The organism is Amaricoccus macauensis, from assembly GCF_014201905.1.
Taxonomy (GTDB): domain Bacteria; phylum Pseudomonadota; class Alphaproteobacteria; order Rhodobacterales; family Rhodobacteraceae; genus Amaricoccus; species Amaricoccus macauensis.
Map to the genome: position 1 here is coordinate 784,580 of NZ_JACHFM010000002.1, position 24,048 is coordinate 808,627.

The following is a 24,048-nucleotide window of genomic DNA, read 5'->3' on the forward strand; positions in this document are numbered from 1 at the left end:
GCAATGGCCAACATTCCCGGTATCCCGGTCTACAAGGAAATCGGCGCCACTCCGGCGCCGGCCACAGGCGGCGGCGCGGATCGCGCTCGTGTCGTCATCGTCGGCGCAGGCCCGGTGGGCCTCGCCATGGCGCTCGATCTCGGTCGGCGCGGCCATGAAGTCGTGGTGCTGAGCCGCCTCGACTTCATTGCCCACGCTTCGAAGGCGATCTGCTTCTCCAAGCGCTCGCTCGACATCCTCGACCGCCTCGGGGTCGGCGACCCGGCGCTGGCCAAGGGCGTCACCTGGAATGTCGGCAAGGTCTATTGGGGCGAGGCCGACGATCCGGTCTACCAGTTCGACATGCTGCCGGTGAAGGACCAGAAGCGTCCCGGCTTCATCAACATCCAGCAGTACTACATCGAGGAGTACCTGCTCGATGGCGTGATGAAGCTGCCCAACGTTGAAGTCCGCTGGGGGCACCGGGTCTACGGCGTCACCTCGAAGGACGACGGCGCCGAGCTGGCGGTGACCGCCGACGACGGCGGCGTCTACACGCTGGAGGCGGAGTGGCTCATCGCCTGCGACGGCGCGCGCTCAACGGTGCGCGACCTGCTCGGCCTCGACTTCGAGGGGCGGGTCTTCGAGGACAACTTCCTCATCGCCGACATCCGCATGAAGCACGAGATGCCGTCCGAACGCTGGTTCTGGTTCGACCCGCCGTTCAATCGCGGCAAGTCGGCGCTGATGCACAAGCAGCCTGACGACGTGTGGCGCCTCGACTTCCAGCTGGGCTGGGACATCGACCGTGCGGCAGCGATCCGGCCGGAGAACGTCGAACCGTTCGTCAAGGCGATGCTCGGCGACGTGGAGTTCGAGCAGGAGTGGTACTCGGTCTATACCTTCCAGTGCCGCCGCATGGCGCGCTTCGTCCATGGCCGCACGATCTTCGCCGGTGACAGCGCGCATCTCGTGTCACCCTTCGGCGCGCGCGGCTGCAACGGCGGCTTTGCCGACGTGGACAACCTCGGCTGGAAGCTCGATCTCGTGCTGAAGGGCGAGGCAGACGAAGGGCTGATCGAGAGCTACAATGACGAGGCGATCACCACGGCGGACGAGAACATCCTGAACTCCTCCCGCTCGACGGACTTCCTCACGCCGAAATCGACCGCAAGTCAGGCGTTGCGCGACGCGGTGCTCGAACTCGCCCGCGACCACGCCTTCGCCCGGCCGTTCGTCAACTCCGGCCGGCTCTCGACCGCGGTTCACTACCCCGCAAGCGGCCTCTCGACGCCCGACACGGAGACCTGGACGAGCGGCGTCGCCCCCGGTGCGCCGGTGCTCGACGCACCGCACGGCGATGGCTGGCTGCTCGACGCGCTCGGTGACGACTTCGTGCTGCTCACCCGTGGCTGGCAGGGCGAAGCGCCGGCGGGCGTGCGGCTGATCGAGATCTCCGGCCTCGCCGCCGAGCGTCTCGGTCTGGGCGAAGGCGGCGCGGCGCTGGTGCGTCCCGACCACTACGTCGCGGCACGCTGGCACACCATTGATCCCGCTGCGGTCGACGCAGCACTCAAGCGCGCAAAGGGAGGCATGGCATGACCGGGCTCAACACGACACCGAACCTCGGCACGAACGCCAGCGCCGACGACCTCTATCAGAAGCTCGTCGCCCTGCATGACGGGCTCAGCGAGGCCGACAGCCTCAGGGTCTGGGCGAAGCTCGTCCTGATCCTGGCAAACCACATCGGCGACCGCGAGGTCATCGAGCAGGCCATCGTGGCAGCACGTCCGGTGGCGGCCGCGTAAGCGGCTGCCCCTCGGGCTCCCATCGGCTGCGAGCCTGCCCGGGCTCGCAGCCGATGGTCAGAACGACAAGCGGGCACCATATTCAGTCTGATGGCTCGCGGGGCGCGCCCACCGCGCGACGGGGCCCGGGAGGATAGCTCAATGCTCGACATGACGATTGGCGGTGAAGCCACCGGTACTTCCGACCGCTTCGAGGTGCGCAACCCGTCGACCGGCGAGGTGGTCGACACCGCGCCGAACGCGACCGCGGCCGATCTCGACCGTGCCGTTGCCGCCGCCCGCGCCGCTCAGGCGCCCTGGGCCGCGCTGGCGGACGAGGAGCGCGCCGCCGCCTGCCGCGCCGTGACCGAAGTCCTGACGGCGAACGCGGAAGAACTCGCGCGGCTCCTGACCCTTGAGCAGGGCAAGCCGCTGAACGGTCTCGGCTCGCGCTGGGAAATGGGCGGCGCCGCGGCCTGGGCCGGCTATACTTCCGGTCTCTCGTTGCCGCCGCAGGTCTTGCAGGACACCAACGAAGGCAAGGTCGAGGTCCATCGCAAGCCGATCGGCGTGGTGGGTTCGATCACGCCGTGGAACTTCCCGGTGATGATTGCGGTCTGGCACTACCTGCCGGCGATCCGCGCCGGCAATACCGTGGTCCTGAAGCCCTCGCCGCTGACGCCGCTCGCCACGCTCCGGATGATCGAACTGGCGAGTGCCGTGCTGCCGGCGGGGGTGCTCAACGTCGTCTCGGGCGACGACAAGGGCTTCAACGTCGGCGCGGCGATGTCGGCGCATCCCGGCATCGACAAGATCGTCTTCACCGGCTCGACGGCGACCGGCCGCCACGTCATGCGCTCGGCGGCGGAGAACCTGAAGCGGCTGACGCTCGAACTCGGCGGCAACGACGCGGGCATCGTGCTGCCCGACGCGGACCCGGCGAAGATCGCCGAGGGGCTGTTCTGGGGGGCGTTCATCAACAACGGCCAGACCTGCGCCGCGATGAAGCGGCTCTATGTCCACGACTCGATCCATGACGCGGTCTGCGACGCGCTGGTCGCCTACGCCGAGAAGATCCCGGTCGGCGACGGCATGGATGAGAACTCGGTGCTCGGCCCGGTGCAGAACGCCATGCAGTACGGCAAGGTCTCGAAGCTGGTGGCCGACGCGGTCACCCGCGGCAAGGTGCTGCTCGGCGGCAAGCCGGGCGAGGGGCTGTTCTTCCCGCCGACGATCATCTCCGGTCTCTCGAACGGCGACGCGCTGGTGGACGAGGAACAGTTCGGCCCGGCCCTGCCGGTCATTCGCTACACCGACGTGGACGAGGCGGTCATGGCGGCGAACGACAGTCCGAACGGTCTCGGCGGCTCGGTCTGGTCCGCCGACATCGACGCGGCGAAGGGGGTCGGCCGGCGGATGGAGTGCGGCTCTGTCTGGATCAACAAGCACGGCGCGATCCAGCCGAACGCACCCTTCGGCGGCGTGAAGCAGTCGGGCTTCGGCGTGCAGTTCGCCGAGGAGGGGCTGAAGGAGAACACCACCGCGCAGGTGGTCTTCTCCTGAGCCTCGCGCGTCCCGAGCCTCATGCGGCGGCGCGATCCCCGAGGTGGCGGCCGGCGCTCTCGATGAGCGCCACCGCCCGCTCGGGGTCGCCGATCTCGCGGGCGAGCAGCAGCGCCACCTTGGCGAGGAAGAGCTCGGACTCACCACCCGCGGCGTCGATGCCGAGCGCCAGGGCCTCGTAGACGGTTTCAACTTCGGCTGCGGTCATTGCTCAGGCCTCCACGGTGCCGGCTGCGGCGTTGTCTGGCAGGGATTGAAACGTCACGCGGGCCAGCGCGTCGCGGACGGCCTCGGCGCTCGCGGTGGTCCAGCGCGCGGCGACGTGGCGGTCGGGGCGCACGAGGTAAGCGGCCTGCGGGCCCGCGGCGAGGACTGTCGCGGCCTCGGAGTCCGGGGCGAGGCAGACCACGTCCGGGGCGTCCGGGAGTGAGCGGACTCCTTCCGCCAGGCGTTCGTCGAAGCAGATGAGGGTGTAGCCCGCGCCGAGCCGGTCGGAGAGAAAGCCGCCGTCGACCCGGGCGTCGGGGAGGGCGGACCCGACGCCCGCGCCGCCGGTGAAGGCCGGATCATCGGGCAGGACGGCGGGGCTCTCGGCGTAGGTGAAGGGAGTCATCTGGCGCGGGTTCGCGAGGCCGCCGGCGAAGGGGTGGTCGAGCGCGAGGGAGAGGGCCGCATCGCGCATCAGGGTCCAGCCGCGGGTCGGGGGCGTCATGAAGCGCGCGCTCTTCGAGGCGTTGGCGAAGACGTCGAGCGTCGCGCCGCGCCGCTCGGGCGAATAGCTGTCGAGCAGGTCCTCGCCGGCGCGGCCGGTCAGCACGTGACCGAGCTTCCAGCCGATGTTCTGGCCGTCGGCGAGGCCGTTGTTGAGGCCGCGGACACCGAAGATCGGCACGATGTGCGCGCTGTCGCCGACGAAGAACGTTCGGCCGTGGCGGTACTCGTCAAGCAGCAGGGTGTTCGCGGAATAGACGCTCCACCATTCGAGGTCCCAGGGGCCGGTTTCGCCGAGGTCGGCGAGCACGGCGGCGACGCTGGCGCGGACGTTCGCTTCCTGCAGCGCCTCGGCTTCGTCCTCGTCGTCGGCAAGCTGGTAGTCGATGCGCCAGATGTCGTCGGGCTGCTTGTGGACGAGCACCGTGCCGCCCGGGCGGCAGGCGGGGTCGAAGAGGGCCCGGCGGATCGTCGGGTAGTCGTGGCCTGAGCGGATGTCGGCGATGACGTAGCGGCCTTCGTAGTTCTCGCCCTTGAGGCGCAGGCCCTTCATGCGGCGGATCGGGCTGCGCGCGCCGTCGCAGGCGAGCACCCAGTCGGCGCGGAAGGCGTAGGTGGCCTGCGGGTCGGTGACGGTCAGCTCGACGGCGTCCGGGTGGTCGGTGATGCCGGTCACCTCGCTCTGCCAGCGGGTTTCGATCAGTGGCTCCCGCGCGACGGCGTCCCAGAGGTATTGCTCGATGTATTGCTGCTGGAGATTGTACATCGGCCGATACTTCTCGGAGGCCGGGTCGGACATCTCGAACTCGAGGATCTGGGTGCCCCGGAAGAAGCTCCGCCCCATGGTCCAGCCGAGGGCCTTGTCGAGGAACGGCGCGACGGCGCCGAGGCTCTCGAGGATGGCAAAGCTCGATCGCGAGACGCAGATCGCCCGGCTGCCGTCGTTGAACGTCGCCTTGTTGTCGAGCAGGACGGAGGCCACGCCCTCGCGGGCCAGGGTCAGGGCGGCGACCATGCCGACCGGACCGGCGCCGACGATCGCGACGCGCGTGTCCGCCGCCAGCCGCTCACGGGCGGCACCCTCCGGCGCATCGAAATGCGGATAGGTGAAATAGAGCGACTCGGTCGGAGCGCGTCCCTGTGGTCTCATGAATGATCCTCCGCGGAAATGGTGCCTGCCGTTGGAGCAAGGTTTACCGGATTGCGTGCCTTGCGTATGTCCTCCTTGGCGGGGGACAGGAGCGCGCATGGCGGCAGGCTATCGTCTGATCGAAGCTTGCCTTGCTGCCGGGGGGAGCGAGGCGTTCACCGCCGCCGTTCTCGATCTCGTGGAGTGGATGGGGGCCGACCAGATCATGGTCTTCGACCTTGCCCGCGAGCCTGCCACCTGCCTTCTGTCGCGCAACTTCAACCGGCTGCGGCTCGGGGGGCTGCTGGCGGCGCGCTATCTCGACGGCTGGTATCGCGAAGATCCGCTGCTGCCGGAACTCGCAGGGGTGGCGGAGGGTGAGATCCGCCTGCGGCGGATGCAGGACTTCGCCGGGGCGATGTCGGAGGCCTACCGCGCCGAGCTGTTCGACCGTCCGGGGCTGGCGGGCAAGACCGCGCTTCTCGCTGCCGGGCGGCGGCGGCGGCTCGTGATCAACTTCTATCACGCGCGCACGCCGGAGACCGAGGACGCCGACATGCTGCGCCTTGTGGCGCGGCTGTTGCTGCGGCATTTCGACGGGTCGGAGGAGGCGCCGTATCCGCCGCCGCTGGCCGCGCTGAGCGAGCGGGAGCGTGCGGTCTGCCTCGGGATTCTTGGCGGCGAGAAGGCCGAGGCGATCGCCGGGCGTCTCGGCGTCTCGCCCGCCACCGTGGTCACCTATCGCAAGCGGGCTTACGAGAAGCTGGGGATTTCGGCACGAGGCGAACTGTTCGCGATCTGCCGCCGGGGGTGATCCACCGACGGCAGCATGTGCCAAGGCGTCAGCCGCGCTGGCTGCAGGCGGCGTCCATCATCTCGACAGCCTGATCCACGGTGACGAGACCGGCCGGCAGTCCGACGTTCACCACCTGCTTGTAGGTGTCGAGGCAAGCGCCGCGCAGGTGGTCGAGCAGCATCCCGAGGAACGGCTGGGTGCCTGCGTTCGAGGCGGCCAGATCGTCGAAATAGGCGCGATGATTTGTCTCCATCGTCGAGTAGTCGACCTTGGCACCGGTCTGCCCCAGCACGGTGGCCACCCACATCTGCGCCATGTCGGGTTCGGCCATCTCGTTCAGGAACGCGCCCGCGAGGTCGGGATGCTCGCTGCCGGCGTTGACCACATAGCTGCCGCCCACTCGGTTGGTCTTGCAGGTCGGGCAGGCGGCGTCGGGCGGAACGGGATAGTTCATCATGCCGAGCGGAAAGCCGTCGGGCTGGCCGCCTTCGGCCGGCGGGTTGAACGCCCGGCTCGGATAGAAGCTGCCCATGGGGAAGAGCACGCCGCCGGGGTTGTTGTAGAAGTAGCCGTGCGACTCGCCGAGCTTGAGGCTCGCGATGCTTTTCGGGAACCCGCCCGTTTCGGCGAGATCGTGGATGTAGGTGAAGACCTCGACGACGCGGGGATCGCTGTAGGGCAGTTCACCGGCGATGAGCTTCGAGTACTCGTCCGGCCCGAGTTTCTTCAACAGAAGCTCGCCCGTCAGGTAGGCGCCGGGATAGTCGCGATCGGCAACGCCGACGACGATCGGCGTCGTGCCGCCGTCGTTTGCCCTCTTCACGAAGTCCATGAAGGCGGCGGTGTCGAGCTGGCCGCCGGCCGGCATCTCCACGCCGTACTGCTTCGCCAGATCCTTGTTGTAGTATAGCTCGATGGTCTGGGCCTCGAGCGGCAGCGCATAGAGTTTGCCGTCATGGGTCCAGGCCGCCTTTGCCCAGTCTTCGAGGCGGTCAGTCCTGAGGAGATCATCCAGCGGCAAGATCAGACCGTTTTCAATGTACTCGACCTGAAACGGGTCTGCATAAAATACGTCCGGGCCCTTGCCGGCCCGCAATGCCGACTGGAGGGCGGTGTTGAGTGGACCCTTCTGGTACCACGTGATCTCGACCTTTGCGCCCGGGTGCTTCGCTTCGAACCGAGTCGCGGCCTCCGTTACAAAGGCTACCTTTGATTTTTCGTCGGCCCAGTGGCTCCAAAGGCTGATGGTCTGTGCCCGGGCAGGGCCGCCCGTCACCCCGAGAAGGGTCGCGAGAAGAGCCGTGCCTAGGAGTTCATAGCCTTTTCGCATCTCGTCGCTCCGAAGTCATATGGTTCACTGCCGAGTGAAATGGAGTCTGCAATGGTCTGGCCGAACGCGCGGGTCCCGAGGGGCCCGCCGAGGTCGGCGGTCCTGAGGTGTGGATGGGCGAGGGTCTGGTCGACCGTCTCCTCGATCGCGCGCGCGGCGGCGAGGAGGCGCGGATCCTGCCGACGCTCGCCGGCCCAGGCGAGAAGCATCCCGGCCGAGAGGATGAGCGACGTCGGGTTTGCCTGGTCCCTTCCGGCAATGTCCGGCGCCGAGCCGTGTTGCGCCTGCGCGGCGCAGAGGTCATCACCTGCGTTGATCGCGCCGGCGAGCCCGAGGCCGCCGGAGAGTTCCGAGGCGAGATCCGAGAGGATGTCGGCGTAGAAATTGGTGGCGCAGATCACGTCGAAGCGCGCCGGATCGCGGACGAGGTGCGCGCACATGGCGTCGATGATGACCTCCTCGAGTTCCACGTCGGGGAACTCGGTGGCGACGCTGCGCACCTCTCGCAGGAAGAGGCCGTCACTCAGGATGAAGTTGTTGGCCTTGTGGACGGCCGTCACCTTGCGGCGGCGCTTGCGCGCCAGCTCGAAGGCGCGCCGGGCGATGCGCTCGCAGGCAAAGGCGGAGACCTTGCGCACCGAAAGCGCGAGGTCGGGGGTGGGCATGAACTCGCCGGAGCCAACCGCCATGTTGCGGTCGGGATAGAAGCCTTCCGTCGCCTCGCGCATGATGACGAGGTCCATCGGCGTGCGGGTCTGACCGATGCCGGGGCGGCTGCGCGCCGGACGGACATTGGCGTAGAGATCGAGCTTGACCCGGAAGGCGGCCGAGACGTTGACCCCGCCTTCCTCGCGCGGCGGATAGTCGAGATGCGAGATCGGTCCGAGAAGGACGCCGTCAACCTCGCGCGCCCGGCTGAGGACCGCGGGCGGGCAGGTGGAGCCGGTCGCGTCGTAGGCCTTGAAGCCGATGTCCGCGGTCTCGAACGTGAGTCCCAGGTCGAAACGGGCGCTGACCGCCTGAAGCACGGTCAACGTCGCCGCGGTGATCTCTTCACCGATTCCGTCCCCGGGGAGGATAAGGATACGCATCAGTTCCGGTCCTTCGGCCGCCGGCCAACGGAACACCCGAGGCTGCATCCTGTCAACATCAGCGTATGCATTGTCCCTCATCAGTATTGAGCGGTTGGCCATAGAGGCGCGCGGGCACCACGCTGCGGGCGTCAGCGAGGTGGGGACCGAGCGCATCTGCTAGGGTGACGAGCATTGCCCGGAGGTCAACCGGGCGGAAAGGCAGGGGGATGTCACGCAGCCCCGGGAGCGGGTGCAACGGGGTGTGCGGCCAGTCCGAGCCCCAGAGCAACCGGTCGGGGAAGCGCCGGGCGAGATGGCGCGCGAGGGGCAGGGCACCGGCGAGGCCGCCGGGCGCGCGGTCGAGGCCCGAGAGCTTCACGAAGACGTCGCCGCGGCAGACCAGGTCGTCGAGCGCCGGCCACGCGTCCTCGCCCGGGAAGCCCGCGAGATGGTCGAGCACGACGGGCGTCGTCAGCGCCTCGCGGGCGAGCGCTCCGAGGCCCGAGGGCGAAAGCTGAAGTTCGAGGTGGCGCTCGCCGGCAGCGTCGGCGGCGCGACGGAGCGCTTCGGCGTGGGCGCCGGACCAGTCTCCGCGCAGGTCCACGCGCAGGCCGCGAAGCCGCGGATGCTCCGGCGGCGGCGCCGTCGCACTCCATGCGCCGACCGCGACGGCCATCTCGCCGAACGCATCGAGTGCGTGGAACAGACAGGCATGGTCGTCGCCGTAGACCGTCGGCTGGACCAGGACGACCTGCGTGGCCCCTGTGACGCGGAGGTGCGCGCGCAGCGGATCGAGGCCCGCCTTTCCGGGGGTGTAGCGACGCTCCGTCGCCAGAGGGAAACGGCCGAGGTCGCCGAACACATGCACATGGCAATCCCAGACGGCCATCATGTGGCGATCCCGAGCAGGGCTGCGAGTTCCGGGCTCGGCAGTGGCTCGACCGTGCCCGCCTCGGCCGAGCGATAGGCGGCGAGCGTCGCGTCAAGGGTGCGGAGGTTGTCCGCCGGCCCGGTCTCGAACGGCGTGCCGTCGCGAAGCGCGGCGGCGAAATGCGCGATGGTCGCGGCATAGCTCCGGGCGTAGGCGTCGTCGAGATCCACGTCGAGCCGCTCCTCGCGGCGGCCTGACGCCGTCTCGGTGACGATCTCGGTCGTGCCGTCGCGCAGCACGCGGAGCAGGCCGCCGGTGCCCTCGACGCGCAGTTCCTCGCTCACGGCGGGCGGATCGGCTTCGCCAAGCGTCGCATAGCTCCGTTCCAGCACCGCATGGGCGGAGGGGAAGCGCAGCATCAGGCTTGCCAGATCCTCGCCCACGACGTCCGGGCTCACCCGCCGCAGCATCGCGACGACGGCGGTCGGCTCGGCGCCGAGCAGGAAGCGGGCGACGTCGATCTGGTGGATCATCGATTCGAGGACGAGAAGCCGCGGCATCTGGCGGAAGAACGGCTGCCGCGCGAGGCTCCACGGCTCGGGATGGCGCGCGGTCGGCACCGTGCCGGCAAGGCGGAGGTCGGAGCGGAGGTAGAACGGCTCGCCGATCCGGCCGGCGTCAAGCGCGGTCTTCGCGGCGCGAAACCATGGGCGGAAGCGGAAATTCTCGTGCACCATCAGCCGGACGCCGGCGTCACGTGCCGCCTCGGCCGCGGCGATCGCCTCCGCAAGGGTGGCCGCGAGCGGCTTCTGGCAGAGGATGGCCGCACCGGCATCGGCGGCGAGACGCACGTGGGCAAGGTGACGCTCGACGGGGGAGCAGATGTCCACCACATCCGGCCGAAGGGCTGCCACCGCTTCCACCGGATCGGTGTAGACTGCGGCAATCGCGAATCTCTCGGCCCGCGCCTTCGCCGTCACCGGATTGCGTGACGCAATACCCACCACCTCCGCGCCGGCTGCAGTCCAGCCGGTCAGATGAAAGGGGGTAACGAAGCCGGAACCGAGCAGAAGGACGCGCATTTGACACAGAGTACGTTGAACGGAGTCTACGTATACATTAGGACAGGCTCATGTCCAGAATCGCCCTCATCCACGCAGTCGAGATCGCCATGGCGCCGATCCGCGCCGCGTTCGGGGAGTTGTGGCCCGAGGCGGAGCTGGTGAACATCCTCGACGATTCGCTCAGCCCCGACCGGACGCTCGATGCCGAGCTTACCCCGGCGCTGAGCGATCGCATCCGGGATCTCGGTGCCTACGCGGTGCGCAGCGGTGCGAACGGCGTGCTCTACACCTGCTCCGCCTTCGGTCCGGCGATCGAAGCGGTACAGCGTGAACACATCGTGCCGGTCCTGAAACCCAACGAGGCGATGTTCAGCGACGTGCTCGCCACCGCCCGCTCGGCGGGGATGGTCGCGACCTTCGGCCGGTCGATCGATTCGATGGAAACCGAGTTCGCCGAGGCCGCCGGCGGCCGGGTGCCACTCCAGACGGTGCTGGCAGAGGGGGCGATGGACGCGCTTCGACGCGGAGACGCTTACGAGCATAACCGACTCGTCGCCGAGGCGGCCGCGTCGCTCGTGGGCTGCGATACGGTCATGCTGGCGCATTTCTCCACTGCTCAGGCGCTTGCCATGACCCAGGAGCGGATCACGGCGCGGGTGACGTCGGCGCCGCACGCCGCGGTTGCCTGCCTCAAGGCGCGGCTGTCGGGCGTTGACGCGAGCCACATCAGCCGCAGTCGCATGGGATGACCGGGATCGGTTGACGGGTTCAGTTGACGGGGGCGTGCCAAGGTCGCCTTGCCACCCGCCCGCCGGTCGCTAGAATCGCGGCAAGGACCGGGCCCGCGCGGCGCCGGCGTGCCCTGGAGGAACCCATGAAACTCGCAGTCCTCGCCCTTGTCGCGGTCATAGGCCTCGCCGCAGGTCTCTCCATCCCCGCGCTCGCGCAGGGTCTGCCGGGCGCCACGCCCGCCCCCGGCGTGGCGTCGGAGGCCACCGTGGGCGCCACGCTCGGGCCGGATCCCTCGCTCTCCGCCGGAACTGCCGGCGTGACAGGCGGCCCGATGGCGGGGCCGGACGCAAGCGCCGTCAACGATTACCCGACCGAGTCCCGTGCAGAGTACGTCTTCGCCTGCATGGCAACGAATGGCCGGACCGCCGACATCCTGCGCCGTTGCTCCTGCTCGATCGACGTCATCGCTTCGATCGTGCCCTATGACGACTACGTGGAGGCCGAGGCGGTGCTGGCCCTGATGCAGACCAGCGGCGAGCGGGTCGAGGCCATGCGCAACGCGGCCCCCGCCAAGGTCTTCGTGCAGCAACTGCGCCGCGCTCAGGCCGAGGGGAGCGTGCGCTGCTTCTAGAACCGAGCTCAGCTGTCGACCGGGAAGCTGCCCTGGTAGACCCCGCCGTCGGTGTCGGTGGCGCGGACCGAGATCGGCGCGCCGTTCGGGTGATAGCGGAAGCGGAACGTCGGGTTTTCGCTGATCGAGATGCCGCCGGTCACGGTGAAGAGGGTCTCGTCGCCCTCGGTGACGGCGAGCGTGTCGACGAAGTCGGCGGGGATGAAGAGCAGGCTCACCTGATCGCGCTGCAACCCGGAATTGTTCGGATGGCGCAGCATGACCTGCGCCTCGCGCCGGCCATCGGGATCGGTGTCGAACCAGCGCACCTTCATCTGGCCGAGGCTCGCCTTCGCCGCCACGGCGTCAGCGGCGGCCGGCGCGGAACAGCCGCCGGAGGCCCGCACATAGCGGCCGGTCATGTACTGGTTGCCGTCCGCCGCCTCGACCAGCACGCGGACGTTGGAGTAGGCATCCACCCGGACGCGCATCTCGAGATCGAGCGGCTGCATCGCCGCGCCGAACTCGAAGGTCGCGGCAACCGGCGCCGGGTTCTCGTCGATGACGAGGGTGAGCTTCCTGATCCCGGGCGCGCCGGGAGCGGCGGTGATGTGCACCGGCACCGCGGCTGCGTCCTCGGCCCGCATCGGCGCCTCGATCGCGTAGAGCCCTGCGCCATCGCGGATTTCGCCGGGCGCGGCCACATCGTCCCGGATCGCCGTCCAGCTGTCGCTCGGCTGGAGCGGCGGCGCGGCCGGCTGGCCGTCGGCAAGCGCCGGCTGAACGGCGAGAAAGCTGGCGAGGAAAACGGCGCCGAAGCGCCACCGAACAATCATGGGATCCTCCCGCGGGTCGCGTGTGCGCATAGTAGCGCGACAGCCCGTCCGGGCAAAGTGGACGGAGGTCGAGGATGATCGGACTTCTGGCGAGCCTCTGCCTCGCCGCGGCGCCCGGGATCTGCGCCGAGCGGCTCCTGCCCGGAGACTGCGACCCTGATCGGGCGGCGGCGTGGACGGCGGCGCATCCGGGACTGACCCTGCGCGGCAGCCGCTGCGCGGAGGCAGGCGATGTCCCCGCGCTCACCGTCGAGCAGGTGGCGCCGGGCGTCTTCGTCCACACCGGCGAGGTGGCGCTCGCGAGCCCGGAGAACCGCGGCGACATCGCCAATCTCGGATTCGTCATCGGCGAGACCGCGGTGGCGGTGATCGATGCCGGCAACACCCGGGCGATCGGCGAAGCGCTCTACGGCGCGATCCGGGCCCGGACCGCGCTTCCGGTGCGCTGGCTCGTCCTCACCCACATGCACCCCGACCACGTATTCGGCTCGGAGGTGTTCCGCGAAGCCGGCGCCGAAATCCTCGCGAGCGACCGGCTGCCCGCGGCTCTCGGCGCCCGGGCCGAGAGCTACACTGACGCCCTGACCCGGCAGGTGGGGCCGGAAGCGGCGCTCGGCAGCAGCCTCGTCCTGCCCGACCGCACCATTCCGGCCACCGAAACCCTCGACCTCGGCGGGCGCACCCTGACCCTCGCCACGCATCCGACGGCCCACACCGACAACGACCTGACGGCACGCGACTCCGCGACCGGCACATGGTTCCTCGGTGATCTGGTCTTTGACCACCACGCCCCGTCGCTCGACGGCTCGGCACCGGGATGGATCACGGTGCTTGCGAGCCTCGCGTCGCAGCCCGCGGCACGGGTGGTGCCGGGGCATGGCAGGCCGGCGCTCGACTGGCCCGCCGGCGCCGCACCGACGGCTGCCTACCTGGAAGCGCTGGTCCGTGAGACCCGCGCCGCCCTCGATGCGGGGGAGAGCCTCGGCACGGCGAGCGCGCATGTCGGAAGCGACCTCGCTGACGGCTGGCAGCTTTTCGACGACTTCAACGCGCGAAACGCAACGGCCGCCTACCGCGAACTGGAGTGGGAGTAGGCGCCGTTCCGGATTTCATACGGGCAGAAACCCTATCGGGCAGGGACGAGGGGCCCCGCCCACAGGCGGGGAGAAACCTCGACTCACGGGCGCAAGCCCGTTCCGCCGGAGCGAAGCCGCAAAGGCGGCGGAGCGCCAAGCGGTGGCCGAGCGGGAGCCCGCCGGGCTCCCCGAGGGCGCCGCTCCCGCCTCAGATCATCCCCTGCAGGAGCCGGGCGATCGAGAAGGCGCGCTGCTCCAGCAGGACCGGCGTCTCGCAGACATAGGTGAGCGACTGCTGCCGGTCGCGATAGACCCGGGTGTCCCACTTGACCCCGTCGGCCTCTTCCTCGAACCGGTCCATGTCACGCTGATCCTCGGGGACCTTCTCGAGTTCCGCCAGCGAGGCCTCGCGCGCGGCAATGCGGTCGGCCATCTCGATCTGGCGGTGCGAGTAGCGCGAGATGCCGCTGATGACCTGGGCCCGCTCGGTGTTGATCCGGTCGAGGACCGAGGCGAAAACCTCCGCGAGCCGCTCCGGCCGCTCCTCGGGCGTGAGCGTCGCGGCGTAGGCCGACGCGATGTCCCTCACCTCGTCGTCGCTCACCCGGCGCGGCGTGATCCGCGCGGCAAGGTCGATGGCCGCGCGGTCAGGTTCGGCGCCGTCCTGCGGCAGGGCAGCGGACCACATCTGGCCGATCGACAGCTCTGGCACCTTGCGCTGGATGCAGGGCCAGTCCGGATCGATCTCCTGCTGGGCGAGGGCGGGTGCCGCGAAGCAGAGCGGCGCGAGGAGTGCGAGCGGAATGAGGGCACGCATTTTCCGGGTTTCCTCCTACCAATGACCGGCATCGCCGTGCGGGGAGTCGTGATATGCTCTTGGATTGCAGTGATAGGATGCGCGGGGCGTGAAATCCACCACGCCAAAGTCGAAGGAGGCGCGAATGATCGAGCTGGTATTCATGGCTTGCCTGATCGGCCACCCCGACGTGTGCGAGCAAAGGACGCTGGGCTTCATCACCGAGGGCGGCGGCGCGATGGCCTGCCTCAAGGAGGCGCCGCCAACGCTCGCGACCTGGAGCGTGGAGCACCCCGGCTACCGGATCGGCGCGTGGCACTGCCAGGACTCCTCCCGGCGCTCCGAGGAAGCGTGAAGGCGGGGGAGGCGTGAAGGCGGGGGCTGACCGCCGGGCGGGATAGCCGCTCCGGCGTCATCACGTCTCCCGCGACTTTGATAGGAGTTTCGGGCGGCAGACCGACGCGCTAAGGTTCGGCCGTCTTCAAGGGCCGGGGGCGCCGCTGTTTCGGTGTGGACGGTCGTTATCGCAAACTGGGAGGGAGTATATGCGCACCAAGGCCGCCGTGGCCTTCGAGGCCGGCAAGCCGCTGGAGATCGTCGAAGTCGATCTCGAAGGCCCGAAGGAAGGCGAGGTGATGGTCGAGATCAAGGCGACCGGCATCTGCCACACTGACGAGTTCACCCTCTCGGGTGCCGACCCCGAAGGTCTCTTTCCGTCGATCCTCGGCCACGAGGGCGCGGGCGTCGTCGTCGAGGTTGGCCCGGGCGTGAAGTCGCTGAAGAAGGGCGATCACGTCATTCCGCTCTACACGCCCGAGTGCCGCGAGTGCCCGTCCTGCCTCAGCCGCAAGACGAACCTCTGCACCGCGATCCGCTCGACGCAGGGCCAGGGGCTGATGCCCGATGGCACCACGCGCTTCTCCTACAAGGGCAAGCCGATCTTCCACTACATGGGGTGCTCGACGTTCTCGAACTACACCGTGCTGCCGGAGATCGCCGTGGCGAAGGTCCGTGAGGACGCGCCGTTCGAGAAGATCTGCTACATCGGTTGCGGCGTGACGACGGGCGTCGGCGCGGTCATCAACACGGCTCAGGTCGAGCAGGGCTCGACGGCGGTGGTGTTCGGTCTCGGCGGCATCGGCCTCAACGTGCTGCAGGGCCTGAAGATGGCCGGGGCCGACATGATCATCGGCGTCGACCTCAACAACGACCGCAAGGAATGGGGCGAACGGTTCGGGATGACGCACTTCGTCAACCCGAAGGAAATCGATGGCGACATCGTGCCCTATCTCGTCAACATGACGAAGCGGGGTGCCGACCAGATCGGCGGTGCGGACTACACCTTCGACTGCACCGGCAACGTGACGGTGATGCGGCAGGCCCTCGAATGCTCGCATCGCGGCTGGGGCAAGTCGGTGGTGATCGGCGTGGCGCCGGCGGGTGCGGAGATCTCAACCCGTCCGTTCCAGCTGGTGACCGGCCGGCAGTGGATCGGCTCCGCCTTCGGCGGCGCCCGTGGCCGGACCGACGTTCCGAAGATCGTCGACTGGTACATGGAGAAGAAGATCCAGATCGACCCGATGATCACCCACCTGCTGCGGCTCGAGGACATCAACAAGGGCTTCGACCTGATGCACGCCGGCGAGTCGATCCGCTCGGTCGTCGTCTACTGATCACCGCCCGGGGGCTTCGGCCCCCGGTTCGTCAACTGGCTGGAATCGCTCTATTGACCGAGATGAACGGCCAAATGGGGCGTGCACGTCGGATGCAGATTTCGCGCCTCGGCCAAAGGGTTAATGAGGTTAACGGACTGGCCGGATCAGCGATCGGCCAAGCTCTCGCGGAACGCCACCGCCCGGCGCACGTCCGGCCACGCACCTGCCTCCTCGAACGCGGTGATCGCATCGTCGATCTGCACGAGTGCCGCCGCATGGCGGACGCGAGAAGGAGCGTGACGCAGGTCGGCCAGATCGGCCTCGACAGCGAGAGCGCGCGCAAGACCTTCCTTCGCGGTCCCCCAGTCTTTCGGCAGGTCGCGGCGCGGGATCACCTCCAGCACCTCACGGTAGACCGAGATCGCGCATCTCGCGATGTCCGCCTGCTTCTTCAGGTCGCCGAAGGTCCGCAGAACGTCCCCGAAGTTCACCTTGGCGGCGATCCAGTAGCGCCGCTCATCGCGTTCCCAAAGCTCTTTCAATGTCGGGCGGATCGCTGCCGCCGCTCTGAGCAAGACGTACGGATCCTCGTCGCGAGCGCCCACCATTCGCAGGACGTTGCCGAGTTGAAACCTGCGCAACGCCCAATCCGCGGGATAGGTGCGTCGGTCAGTTGCGGCCAACGATGAGCGATAAGCTGCAACCGCCTCGCGCAGCCGCGCCGTGCAGTCCTCCTTCTGCCCAAGCGTCGTGAGCACATTGCCAAGGAGAAACGCGGCGGAGGCCGCAGCTTTCCGGTCGCCCAGGCGGTGAAACTCCGCGGCAGCGCCTTCGATTGCGGTGACGGCGTATCTGAGCCGGCGTGTTCCGTCTTCGCCCTCACCGATCCGACGGTATGCGGCTCCAAGGTTCATTTTCACGCCTGCCCAGTCACCCGGGAAGGTGTGTCGGCGACAGACCTGCAGGGCCTTACGGTAGGCACAGATTGCCTTCGGGAGTGCTCCGGTCGTCGGGTCGCGGGAGCCGATCTCACTGAGAAGATTGCCGAGTGTCTTCTGCCAGTGAGCCCAGCGTTTCGGCGTCCTGCTCCGATCGCATTCGCTCAGGGTCCGCTCGGTGAGTTGCAGCGCCTCCCGAAACCTGTTGCCGCTCGTCTCCCGCGCGCCCAGCGTGGTGAGTGACATGGTTTGCCACAAGAGGGCCTGATCCCGATCCTCGGGGTCCCGGCAGGTCTCGGCGGTGATGCGGGCGAGCGCGACCGACACTTCGTGATCGACACGCATCCCGGCATTGTCACCGCGCTGGTGCCACTCGTGCCATTCTCTGGCGAAGGCGGCGAAGCGTTCCCGAGCATCGGGATACTGGAATGCCAGCTTCTCCACGATGTACCGGGCGGCGCCTTCGGCGTCGGACGCGATCAGATGCTGGCGGATGGCCGCTTCGAGGAGTTGGAGGTATCCGGCCTTGGCCTGTGAAACGGCGTGGTCAGCGATCTGCGCGGCGGCGTCGAGTCGGCCGTGGGCGGTGAGGGTAGCGAGCTCGCGAAGGGTGGCGTCGACGAAGGTGTCGACGTTTGAGCCAGCTTCGCCACTGGCCAGGGACTCGGCGGCGCGGTCGGCGGCGGCGTCGAGGGTGCGCAGAGCCTCGTCGCGGGTGGCGACGTGCGGCAGGATCTTGCGGGCCATCGCGATCAGGATGATCTCCGGGACGGTCGTCTCCTTGATCTCAAGGTGTTCGCGGACGAGCGCGAGGGTCTCGGCGGACACGTCCTTGATCGCGGCCGTCTCGTTCCTGATCTCGGACGTGTCGGCCCGAATTTCCCCGGTCATCGCCATCTGCTCGCGCCAGAGCGCCGGGGAGAGGGCAGCGATGATGTCGGCACGGTTGAGCATGACTTCCAGCGTTGCGCGGGCAACGCTGCGGAAGAATTGCTCCGGGAGTGGCGTCGCGAAGAAGTCGGGTGCGTGTGGGCCGCCGCGGAGCGCGGCGACCATGCCCTCGGTGATGAGCGCCGGGTCGAGACGGCCCGCGGCGAAGGTGGCCGGGTGGGCGAACGCATCGGAGGCCACCTGCTTAAAGAGCGCGATCGCGTCGTCGCGCGCGGGGCCGGCGTGGGTGAAGTGTTGGGCCTGCTCCTCGGCGGTTCGCTCCACTTCGGCGGCGATTGCGTCCAGGCCTGTCGTGGCGAAGGCGGCATCGAGCGAACACTTGCCACTCAAGATGTCGGTGAGCGCTGCCAGGCGGTCACCTGCGGCCGGCCCGACCGCGAGCCGCCAACTGGCAACAGCGAAGTTCGCGAAGGCCATCCAGGTCGTGATGGTGAACGCGGGCACAGTATTTCTCCGGGTGCGGGACAAGTGTCTTGCCGTGTCCGGGAAGACTGTCAAGCAATGCAGCACGGCGCCGAACCTCGATTGGATGGCCGTTGGGGCAGGGGGCGCCGGGGTCCGCACGGCGCAAAGTGCAGGATTCACAGTCGGAAGCCAGCTTCAGTAAACGGGCGCGCGCCAATGGCTCGAAGCTCGTCGATCGATACACGGAGCGGGGCGTTCCGGGCGGACCCTGTGAACTCGGGATTTTTGGGCATGGGGAACACTACTTCCCGAAGGTCACAGGGTGCATTTTTACCTTGCCGGCGCGCGGGAATCGCTTCGCCGACCGGCCGATATGCATCCAATGTAACATATTGATATAATTAATATAATGGCGAAACGCTCCGTTGCGGGGCAGCATGCGAGGGGCCCGTATCCAAGAAGTATGACGGCGTAGTTCTTTGGTCCTGAGCGCGGGTTTTACGTTGACCGCTCAACACAGCGAGGTGATATTTCTCCTACAGATCGGGACGCTGGACGAGCCAGCGCAGGAGAGTCTGAACGGCCCGCCCGGGGCCTCGGGGCGGAACAGCCGGGAGACCGGGGCGAGCTTTTCGGGAGGACAAGGAATGACGCTACGCGGTGTCACGTCGCTGGTTGCGGCGCTCTTAGCGACGGCAAGTCTGCCGGCGTTCGCCAACGACAGTGTGCTGGAGTTGTCGAAGAGCCCGGCGAACTGGGCGATCCAGACCGGCGACTACGCCAACACGCGCTATTCGACTCTAGACCAGATCAACAAGGACAACGTCAAGGATCTGCAGGTCGCATGGTCGTTCTCCACCGGTGTGCTGCGCGGCCATGAGGGCTCACCCCTCGTGATCGGGAACATGATGTATGTCCATACGCCGTTCCCCAACATCATCTACGCGCTGGATCTCGAGCAGGACGGCAAGATCGTCTGGCGCTACGAGCCGTCGCAGAACCCGGACGTGATCGCCGTCATGTGCTGCGACACCGTCTATCGCGGCCTCGCCTATGCGGACGACACGCTCTTCCTGCATCAGGCCGACACGACGCTGGTCGCGCTCGACGCGAAGACCGGTGCGGTCAAGTGGAGCGTGAAGAACGGCGACCCGACGAAGGGTGAGACCAACACCACGACCGTCATTCCGATCAAGGACAAGGTCCTCGTCGGCATCTCGGGTGGCGAGTTCGGTGTGCGCGGCAGCCTGACTGCCTACAACACCAAGGACGGCAGCCTCGCGTGGCGCGCGTACTCCACCGGCCCGGATGACGAGATCCTCGTCGACCCGGAGAAGACCACCGCGCTTGGAAAGCCGATCGGCAAGGACAGCTCGCTCGCGTCCTGGGAAGGCGACCAGTGGAAGACCGGCGGCGGCACCACCTGGGGCTGGTTCAGCTATGACCCTGAACTCGACCTGGTCTACTACGGCACCGGCAACCCCTCGACCTGGAACCCGGCGCAGCGTCCTGGCGACAACAAGTACTCGATGACGATCTTCGCGCGTAACCCGGACACGGGCATGGCGAAGTGGCTCTACCAGATGACGCCGCACGACGAATGGGACTACGACGGCGTCAACGAGATGGTGCTGTTCGACGCCCAGATGGACGGCAAGGACCGCAAGCTCCTGTTCCACCCGGACCGGAACGGCCTCGCCTACACCCTCGATCGTGACACCGGCGAGCTTCTCGTCGCCGAAAAGTACGATCCGACGGTGAACTGGACCACCGGCGTCGACATGGATCCGAACTCGCCGACCTACGGCCGTCCGGCGGTGGTCGACGCGATGTCGACCGAGCACAACGGCGAGGACGTCAACACGCAGGGCATCTGCCCGGCGGCGCTCGGCACCAAGGACCAGCAGCCGGCGGCGTGGTCGCCCGACACCCAGCTCATGTATGTGCCGACCAACCACGTCTGCATGGACTACGAGCCGTTCCGTGTCAGCTACACCGCGGGCCAGCCGTTCGTCGGCGCGACGCTCTCGATGTTCCCGGCGCCGGACAGCCACGGCGGCATGGGCAACTTCATCGCCTGGGACCCGGTCAAGGGCGAGATCAAGTGGTCGCTGCCCGAGCAGTTCTCGGTGTGGTCGGGCGCGCTCGCGACCAAGGGCGGCATCGTGTTCTACGGCACGCTCGAAGGCTACCTGAAGGCGGTCGACGCCGAGACGGGCAAGGAACTCTACAAGTTCAAGACCCCCTCGGGCATCATCGGCAACGTCTTCACCTACGAGCGTAACGACAAGCAGTACGTCGGCGTGCTCTCGGGCATCGGCGGCTGGGCGGGTATCGGTCTCGCGGCCGGTCTTACCAACCCCAACGACGGCCTCGGCGCGGTCGGCGGGTACGCTGCACTCAGTGACTACACCGCTCTTGGCGGACAGCTGACCATGTTCCAGCTGCCGAACTGACGCCAGGACGACGGAGCCCTATCGGCGGGCGGAACACAGTCCGTGTTTCGCCCGTTGCTTTGAGGCAGGGACGTGACGCGTCGAAAGACGCAACAGAACGTCAGACGAAGAACCTGAGCAATCCGGAAACGACCCGGGAGGACCCCAATGACTCTAGCGAGACCGATTCTGGCAGGACTGGCAACCGTTGCACTCATGGCCGGCAGCGCCATGGCCCAGGACAAGCCCGGTCCAGCCGCCGCAGTGTCCGAAGAGGATGGCAAGTGGTCGGCCGAGGACGGCACACCGACCTTCAAGGTCGACGATCAGGGCAGCGTCGACTGGTACACGTTCTCCGGGTTCCGGCGCTATCACTCGGAATGCCACGTCTGCCACGGACCGGACGGGCAGGGGTCGAGCTACGCTCCCGCACTCGTCAAGTCGGTAGAGAACATCGACTACTACACGTTCACCGACATCGTGGTGAACGGCAAGAAGGAAGGCAATCTTGTGATGCCGAGCTTCGGCACCAACAAGAACATCATGTGCTACCTCGACGATATCTACATCTACCTTCGCGCGGTGGGATCGGGTGAGGTTCCTCGCGGCCGCCCCGCCAAGCACGCGGACAAGCCGGCCTCCTTCACTGAGGCAGAGAATGCCTGCATGGGTTGACCTGTCCGGTCGGACAATTTTCGCCGCGGCGCTCATCGCCGCGGCTATTCCCGCATCCGGTCGCGCGCAGGTCGCCGACCTGGTTTCGCCCACGGCGTTTCGGGTCTGTGCCGACCCCGCCAACAAGCCGCTCAGCGACAAGGCCGGAGAGGGGTTCGAGAACAAGATTGCCGAGCTCATGGCCGAGCATCTTGGCCGGGAACTGCAGTACACGTGGTTTCCGATGGCGCAGGGCTTCGTGCGCCGGACGCTCACGGCGGTGGAATGTGACGTCATCATGGGCTACGCTCAGGGCGACGAACTCGTGCTCAACACCAATGCCTACTACACCTCGGCCTATGTCATCGTCACGCGGGCCGACAGTGACCTGCATGACGTGACGACGATCGAGGATCCGCGGCTGAAAGGCCGCAAGATCGGCTATATCGCCAACACGCCGCCCGGCACGCATCTTGCCCGGCTCGGGATGATCCCTGATGCGGTGAGCTACAGCCTGATGGTCGATACCCGACTCTACCATCCGAACGAGGATCTGCTGGCGGATCTCGCAGACGGCAAGGTCGATGCCGCGCTGATGTGGGGACCGATCGCCGGACCGCTCGCCAAGAACTATGATGACAAGCTCGTGGTGACGCCGCTTATCCATGAGACGGAAGCGCCGCGCCTGTTCTATCGGATCACCATGGGAGTCCGGCCGGGCGAGGATCGATGGAAACGCACACTCAATTCCGAGATCCGCAAGGTGCAGCCTGAGATCGACCAGATCCTGACGGACTTCGGCGTGCCACTGCTGAATGACAGCGGGACGGAACTGAAAGAACTGCCAACGCCATGAAACGCGCGGCGCTCCTCGTGGCGCTCGCTCTTGCAGCCGCCCCAGCCGGGGCGGCTGACGTGTCCGAGCCGGACGGCTACCGAGGCGAGCCGTATCTGGCCGAGGTTCCGGACACCCTGAAGGGGGCCGAGGTGATCGGCGATGCGGCCGCGCACGCCCTCTGGCTCACTGGCGTCGTGGGGTTCGTCGACGCGCTGCCGCGCGCGCCAAAGCCCGAGCTGCCGGAAGGAACCATTTGGCGCGAAGCACCTCACGGCAGTATCCCGGGTGCCCTCTGGCTACCAAACACCGGATACGCTGAACTTGCGCCCGAAACACTTGACTATCTGCGCAGCGGTCTTGAGGCTGTCACACAGGGCGACCCCGAGGCTCCTGTGGTGATATTTTGCAAGCGTGACTGCTGGATGTCCTGGAACGCGGCCCGCCGTGCAGTCGAGTTCGGTTATACACGGGTGTTCTGGTATCCGGACGGCGTTGACGGTTGGTCGGAGAACGGATGGTCTCTGGAGACCGCACAGCCATTCCAGCCCGGTGGATAGCCGGTCGCCCTGAACTGGCGAATGAATGGAAGGAGTGACGTGTGACAGACCCTTTGAGGGCCGACGGAGCCACTTGTTGCCGGACAATCCTGCTTGCAGCAGCACTGGCGCTGGCGCCGGTTGCTGCGACGGCAGCCGATGTGGTGGCAACCGGCATCGTGCGCGTGGAGGCGAATTCACCGTTGCCGCTGTCCCGCCTGCGGCTGCCGCCACCCGATCTCGGGTTTGCCGGGGCCGAACTGGCCGTGGCTGACAACAATACGACCGGCAGCTTCATGGGTCAGGAGTTCACCCTCGCGACCGCGTCGGTCCCACCGGAGCAGGCAACCGCGACCGTCGAGGCGATGATTGCCAAGGGCATCCGCTTCATCGTGACGATGGCCGACGCGGACACCACGCTCGCCATGGCCGACGCCGCCGGGGACAGGGCGCTGGTGCTGAACGCGTCCGCGCCCGATGACCGGCTGCGCGGCGAGGACTGCCGGGCGAACCTGCTGCACACCGCGCCGAGCCGATCGATGCTGACGGACGCGGTGGCGCAGTACTTCGTCACCAAGCGCTGGGACAAGTGGTTCCTGATCGAGGGATCGCACCCGGCGGACAAGGACCTCGCCGAGCACTACAAGACCTCGGCCGCGAAGTTCGGCGCGAAGGTCGTCGAGGAACGGGTCTATGAGGATACCGGCGGCGCGCGCCGGACCGACTCCGGCACCGTGCAGGTACAGACCCAGATGCCGGTCTTCACCCAGTCGGCGGCCGAGCACGATGTGGTCATCGCGGCGGACGACAGCGAGGTCTTCGCCGGGTATCTGCCCTATCACACCTGGGATCCGCGGCCGGTGGCGGGTTCCGCGGGGCTTGAGCCCCTGAGCTGGCACGCCGCGCAGGAAGCCTGGGGCGGAACACAGCTCCAGACCCGCTTCGAGAAGCAGTCGCCGCGTTCGATGCGCTCCGAGGACTGGAACGCCTGGGTGGCGATCCGCGCGCTTGGCGAAGGCGCGACCCGCACGCACTCGACGGAGTTCGCCAAGATTGTCGAATACATCGAAGGCCCGGATCTGAAGCTGGGTGCCTTCAAGGGCGACCCGGTGTCGTTCCGCAGCTGGGATGGGCAGTTGCGCCAGCCGATCCTGCTCGTGGCCGGTGACATGACGGTCTCGGTCTCGCCGCAGGAGGCTTTTGTCCATCAGGTCTCCACTCTCGACACCCTCGGAACGGACCAGCCTGAAACCACCTGCAAGAATCACGGCTGAGAAGGGGAA

General features: G+C 67.6%; 23 protein-coding genes. 14 read left to right on the forward strand and 9 right to left on the reverse strand.

The genetic code is table 11. From position 1 onward, the window contains the following. Window positions 1-3: 3 nt before the first annotated feature. The 3 genes from HNP73_RS11245 to HNP73_RS11255 all read left to right on the forward strand — a co-directional run bounded on the left by HNP73_RS11245 (window position 4) and on the right by HNP73_RS11255 (window position 3,329). Complete coding sequence (locus HNP73_RS11245; RefSeq protein WP_184149012.1) at window positions 4-1,581, forward strand: FAD-dependent oxidoreductase; 1,578 nt, start codon at window positions 4-6, stop codon at window positions 1,579-1,581. Next, entirely contained in the window at window positions 1,578-1,787 is a 210-nt protein-coding gene (locus HNP73_RS11250) for a DUF2783 domain-containing protein (protein WP_184149015.1), read from the forward strand. Before HNP73_RS11245 ends, HNP73_RS11250 begins: the two co-directional genes overlap by 4 nt. A 141-nt stretch (window positions 1,788-1,928) precedes the next feature. Beyond that, the gene (locus HNP73_RS11255; RefSeq protein ID WP_246399727.1) at window positions 1,929-3,329 is read left to right on the forward strand and encodes an aldehyde dehydrogenase family protein; all 1,401 of its coding nucleotides are present in this window, start codon (window positions 1,929-1,931) and stop codon (window positions 3,327-3,329) included. Between the two features lie 19 nt (window positions 3,330-3,348). Here the strand turns inward: HNP73_RS11255 and HNP73_RS11260 are convergent, their stop codons facing one another. Both HNP73_RS11260 and HNP73_RS11265 read right to left on the reverse strand, forming a co-directional pair. Next, window positions 3,349-3,537: a DUF2783 domain-containing protein gene (locus HNP73_RS11260; protein WP_184149018.1), complete on the reverse strand. Its 189-nt coding sequence runs from the start codon at window positions 3,535-3,537 to the stop codon at window positions 3,349-3,351. A 3-nt stretch (window positions 3,538-3,540) separates the two neighbouring features. Then, window positions 3,541-5,190, reverse strand: a complete 1,650-nt coding sequence (locus tag HNP73_RS11265; protein ID WP_184149021.1) for an FAD-dependent monooxygenase — start codon at window positions 5,188-5,190, stop codon at window positions 3,541-3,543. Window positions 5,191-5,287: 97 nt separating this feature from the next. Here HNP73_RS11265 and HNP73_RS11270 point away from each other — a divergent pair, with 97 nt between their 5' ends. Further along, a complete protein-coding gene (locus HNP73_RS11270) occupies window positions 5,288-5,983 on the forward strand; it encodes a helix-turn-helix transcriptional regulator (protein ID WP_184149024.1) in 696 nt (231 codons plus the stop codon). A gap of 28 nt (window positions 5,984-6,011) precedes the next feature. Here HNP73_RS11270 and HNP73_RS11275 read toward each other — a convergent pair whose 3' ends face one another. Genes HNP73_RS11275 through HNP73_RS11290 form a run of 4 tightly spaced genes read right to left on the reverse strand, consistent with a single transcriptional unit; the run spans window position 6,012 to window position 10,321 of the window. Then, entirely contained in the window at window positions 6,012-7,295 is a 1,284-nt protein-coding gene (locus HNP73_RS11275) for an ABC transporter substrate-binding protein (RefSeq protein ID WP_184149027.1), read from the reverse strand. Then, window positions 7,271-8,386 carry an isocitrate/isopropylmalate dehydrogenase family protein gene (locus HNP73_RS11280; protein ID WP_184149030.1) on the reverse strand — a complete coding sequence of 372 codons (1,116 nt, stop codon included), beginning with the start codon at window positions 8,384-8,386 and terminating at the stop codon, window positions 7,271-7,273. Before HNP73_RS11280 ends, HNP73_RS11275 begins: the two co-directional genes overlap by 25 nt. 58 nt (window positions 8,387-8,444) lie before the next feature. Continuing rightward, window positions 8,445-9,260, reverse strand: coding sequence for an amidohydrolase family protein (locus HNP73_RS11285; RefSeq protein WP_184149033.1), 816 nt, complete (start codon window positions 9,258-9,260; stop codon window positions 8,445-8,447). Continuing rightward, complete coding sequence (locus HNP73_RS11290) at window positions 9,257-10,321, reverse strand: Gfo/Idh/MocA family protein (protein WP_184149035.1); 1,065 nt, start codon at window positions 10,319-10,321, stop codon at window positions 9,257-9,259. The genes HNP73_RS11285 and HNP73_RS11290 overlap by 4 nt, the downstream gene beginning before the upstream one ends. 50 nt (window positions 10,322-10,371) lie before the next feature. On the opposite strand from HNP73_RS11290, the gene HNP73_RS11295 reads away from it, so the two are divergent. Then, window positions 10,372-11,052 (forward strand): aspartate/glutamate racemase family protein, encoded by a 681-nt coding sequence (locus HNP73_RS11295; protein WP_184149038.1) that lies wholly within the window; start codon window positions 10,372-10,374, stop codon window positions 11,050-11,052. Window positions 11,053-11,177: 125 nt separating this feature from the next. Further along, entirely contained in the window at window positions 11,178-11,666 is a 489-nt protein-coding gene (locus tag HNP73_RS11300) for a hypothetical protein (protein WP_184149040.1), read from the forward strand. Window positions 11,667-11,674: 8 nt separating this feature from the next. Here the strand turns inward: HNP73_RS11300 and HNP73_RS11305 are convergent, their stop codons facing one another. Beyond that, complete coding sequence (locus HNP73_RS11305) at window positions 11,675-12,481, reverse strand: quinoprotein dehydrogenase-associated SoxYZ-like carrier (RefSeq protein ID WP_184149043.1); 807 nt, start codon at window positions 12,479-12,481, stop codon at window positions 11,675-11,677. Window positions 12,482-12,555: 74 nt separating this feature from the next. Between HNP73_RS11305 and HNP73_RS11310 the strand changes: the two genes are divergently transcribed. Beyond that, a complete protein-coding gene (locus HNP73_RS11310; RefSeq protein WP_184149046.1) occupies window positions 12,556-13,575 on the forward strand; it encodes a quinoprotein relay system zinc metallohydrolase 2 in 1,020 nt (339 codons plus the stop codon). 190 nt (window positions 13,576-13,765) lie between these two features. Here HNP73_RS11310 and HNP73_RS11315 read toward each other — a convergent pair whose 3' ends face one another. Beyond that, the gene (locus HNP73_RS11315) at window positions 13,766-14,374 is read right to left on the reverse strand and encodes a hypothetical protein (RefSeq protein ID WP_184149049.1); all 609 of its coding nucleotides are present in this window, start codon (window positions 14,372-14,374) and stop codon (window positions 13,766-13,768) included. A 124-nt stretch (window positions 14,375-14,498) separates the two neighbouring features. Here HNP73_RS11315 and HNP73_RS11320 point away from each other — a divergent pair, with 124 nt between their 5' ends. Both HNP73_RS11320 and HNP73_RS11325 read left to right on the forward strand, forming a co-directional pair. Continuing rightward, window positions 14,499-14,708 (forward strand): hypothetical protein, encoded by a 210-nt coding sequence (locus HNP73_RS11320; RefSeq protein WP_184149052.1) that lies wholly within the window; start codon window positions 14,499-14,501, stop codon window positions 14,706-14,708. 190 nt (window positions 14,709-14,898) lie between these two features. Further along, on the forward strand, window positions 14,899-16,026 hold the full coding sequence (locus HNP73_RS11325; RefSeq protein ID WP_184149055.1) for an S-(hydroxymethyl)glutathione dehydrogenase/class III alcohol dehydrogenase: 1,128 nt from the start codon (window positions 14,899-14,901) through the stop codon (window positions 16,024-16,026). A gap of 146 nt (window positions 16,027-16,172) precedes the next feature. Here HNP73_RS11325 and HNP73_RS11330 read toward each other — a convergent pair whose 3' ends face one another. Beyond that, window positions 16,173-18,341 carry a tetratricopeptide repeat protein gene (locus HNP73_RS11330; RefSeq protein ID WP_184149058.1) on the reverse strand — a complete coding sequence of 723 codons (2,169 nt, stop codon included), beginning with the start codon at window positions 18,339-18,341 and terminating at the stop codon, window positions 16,173-16,175. A 608-nt stretch (window positions 18,342-18,949) separates the two neighbouring features. On the opposite strand from HNP73_RS11330, the gene HNP73_RS11335 reads away from it, so the two are divergent. From HNP73_RS11335 to HNP73_RS11355, 5 genes are all read left to right on the forward strand, one after another. Then, window positions 18,950-20,758 (forward strand): methanol/ethanol family PQQ-dependent dehydrogenase, encoded by a 1,809-nt coding sequence (locus HNP73_RS11335; RefSeq protein ID WP_184149061.1) that lies wholly within the window; start codon window positions 18,950-18,952, stop codon window positions 20,756-20,758. A 147-nt stretch (window positions 20,759-20,905) separates the two neighbouring features. Continuing rightward, window positions 20,906-21,412: a c-type cytochrome, methanol metabolism-related gene (locus tag HNP73_RS11340; RefSeq protein WP_184149064.1), complete on the forward strand. Its 507-nt coding sequence runs from the start codon at window positions 20,906-20,908 to the stop codon at window positions 21,410-21,412. Further along, window positions 21,396-22,247, forward strand: coding sequence for a substrate-binding domain-containing protein (locus HNP73_RS11345; RefSeq protein WP_184149067.1), 852 nt, complete (start codon window positions 21,396-21,398; stop codon window positions 22,245-22,247). The genes HNP73_RS11340 and HNP73_RS11345 overlap by 17 nt, the downstream gene beginning before the upstream one ends. After that, window positions 22,244-22,786: a PQQ-dependent catabolism-associated CXXCW motif protein gene (locus HNP73_RS11350; protein ID WP_184149069.1), complete on the forward strand. Its 543-nt coding sequence runs from the start codon at window positions 22,244-22,246 to the stop codon at window positions 22,784-22,786. The genes HNP73_RS11345 and HNP73_RS11350 overlap by 4 nt, the downstream gene beginning before the upstream one ends. Window positions 22,787-22,827: 41 nt before the next feature. After that, window positions 22,828-24,039, forward strand: a complete 1,212-nt coding sequence (locus tag HNP73_RS11355) for an ABC transporter substrate-binding protein (protein WP_343063265.1) — start codon at window positions 22,828-22,830, stop codon at window positions 24,037-24,039. Window positions 24,040-24,048 lie beyond the last annotated feature (9 nt).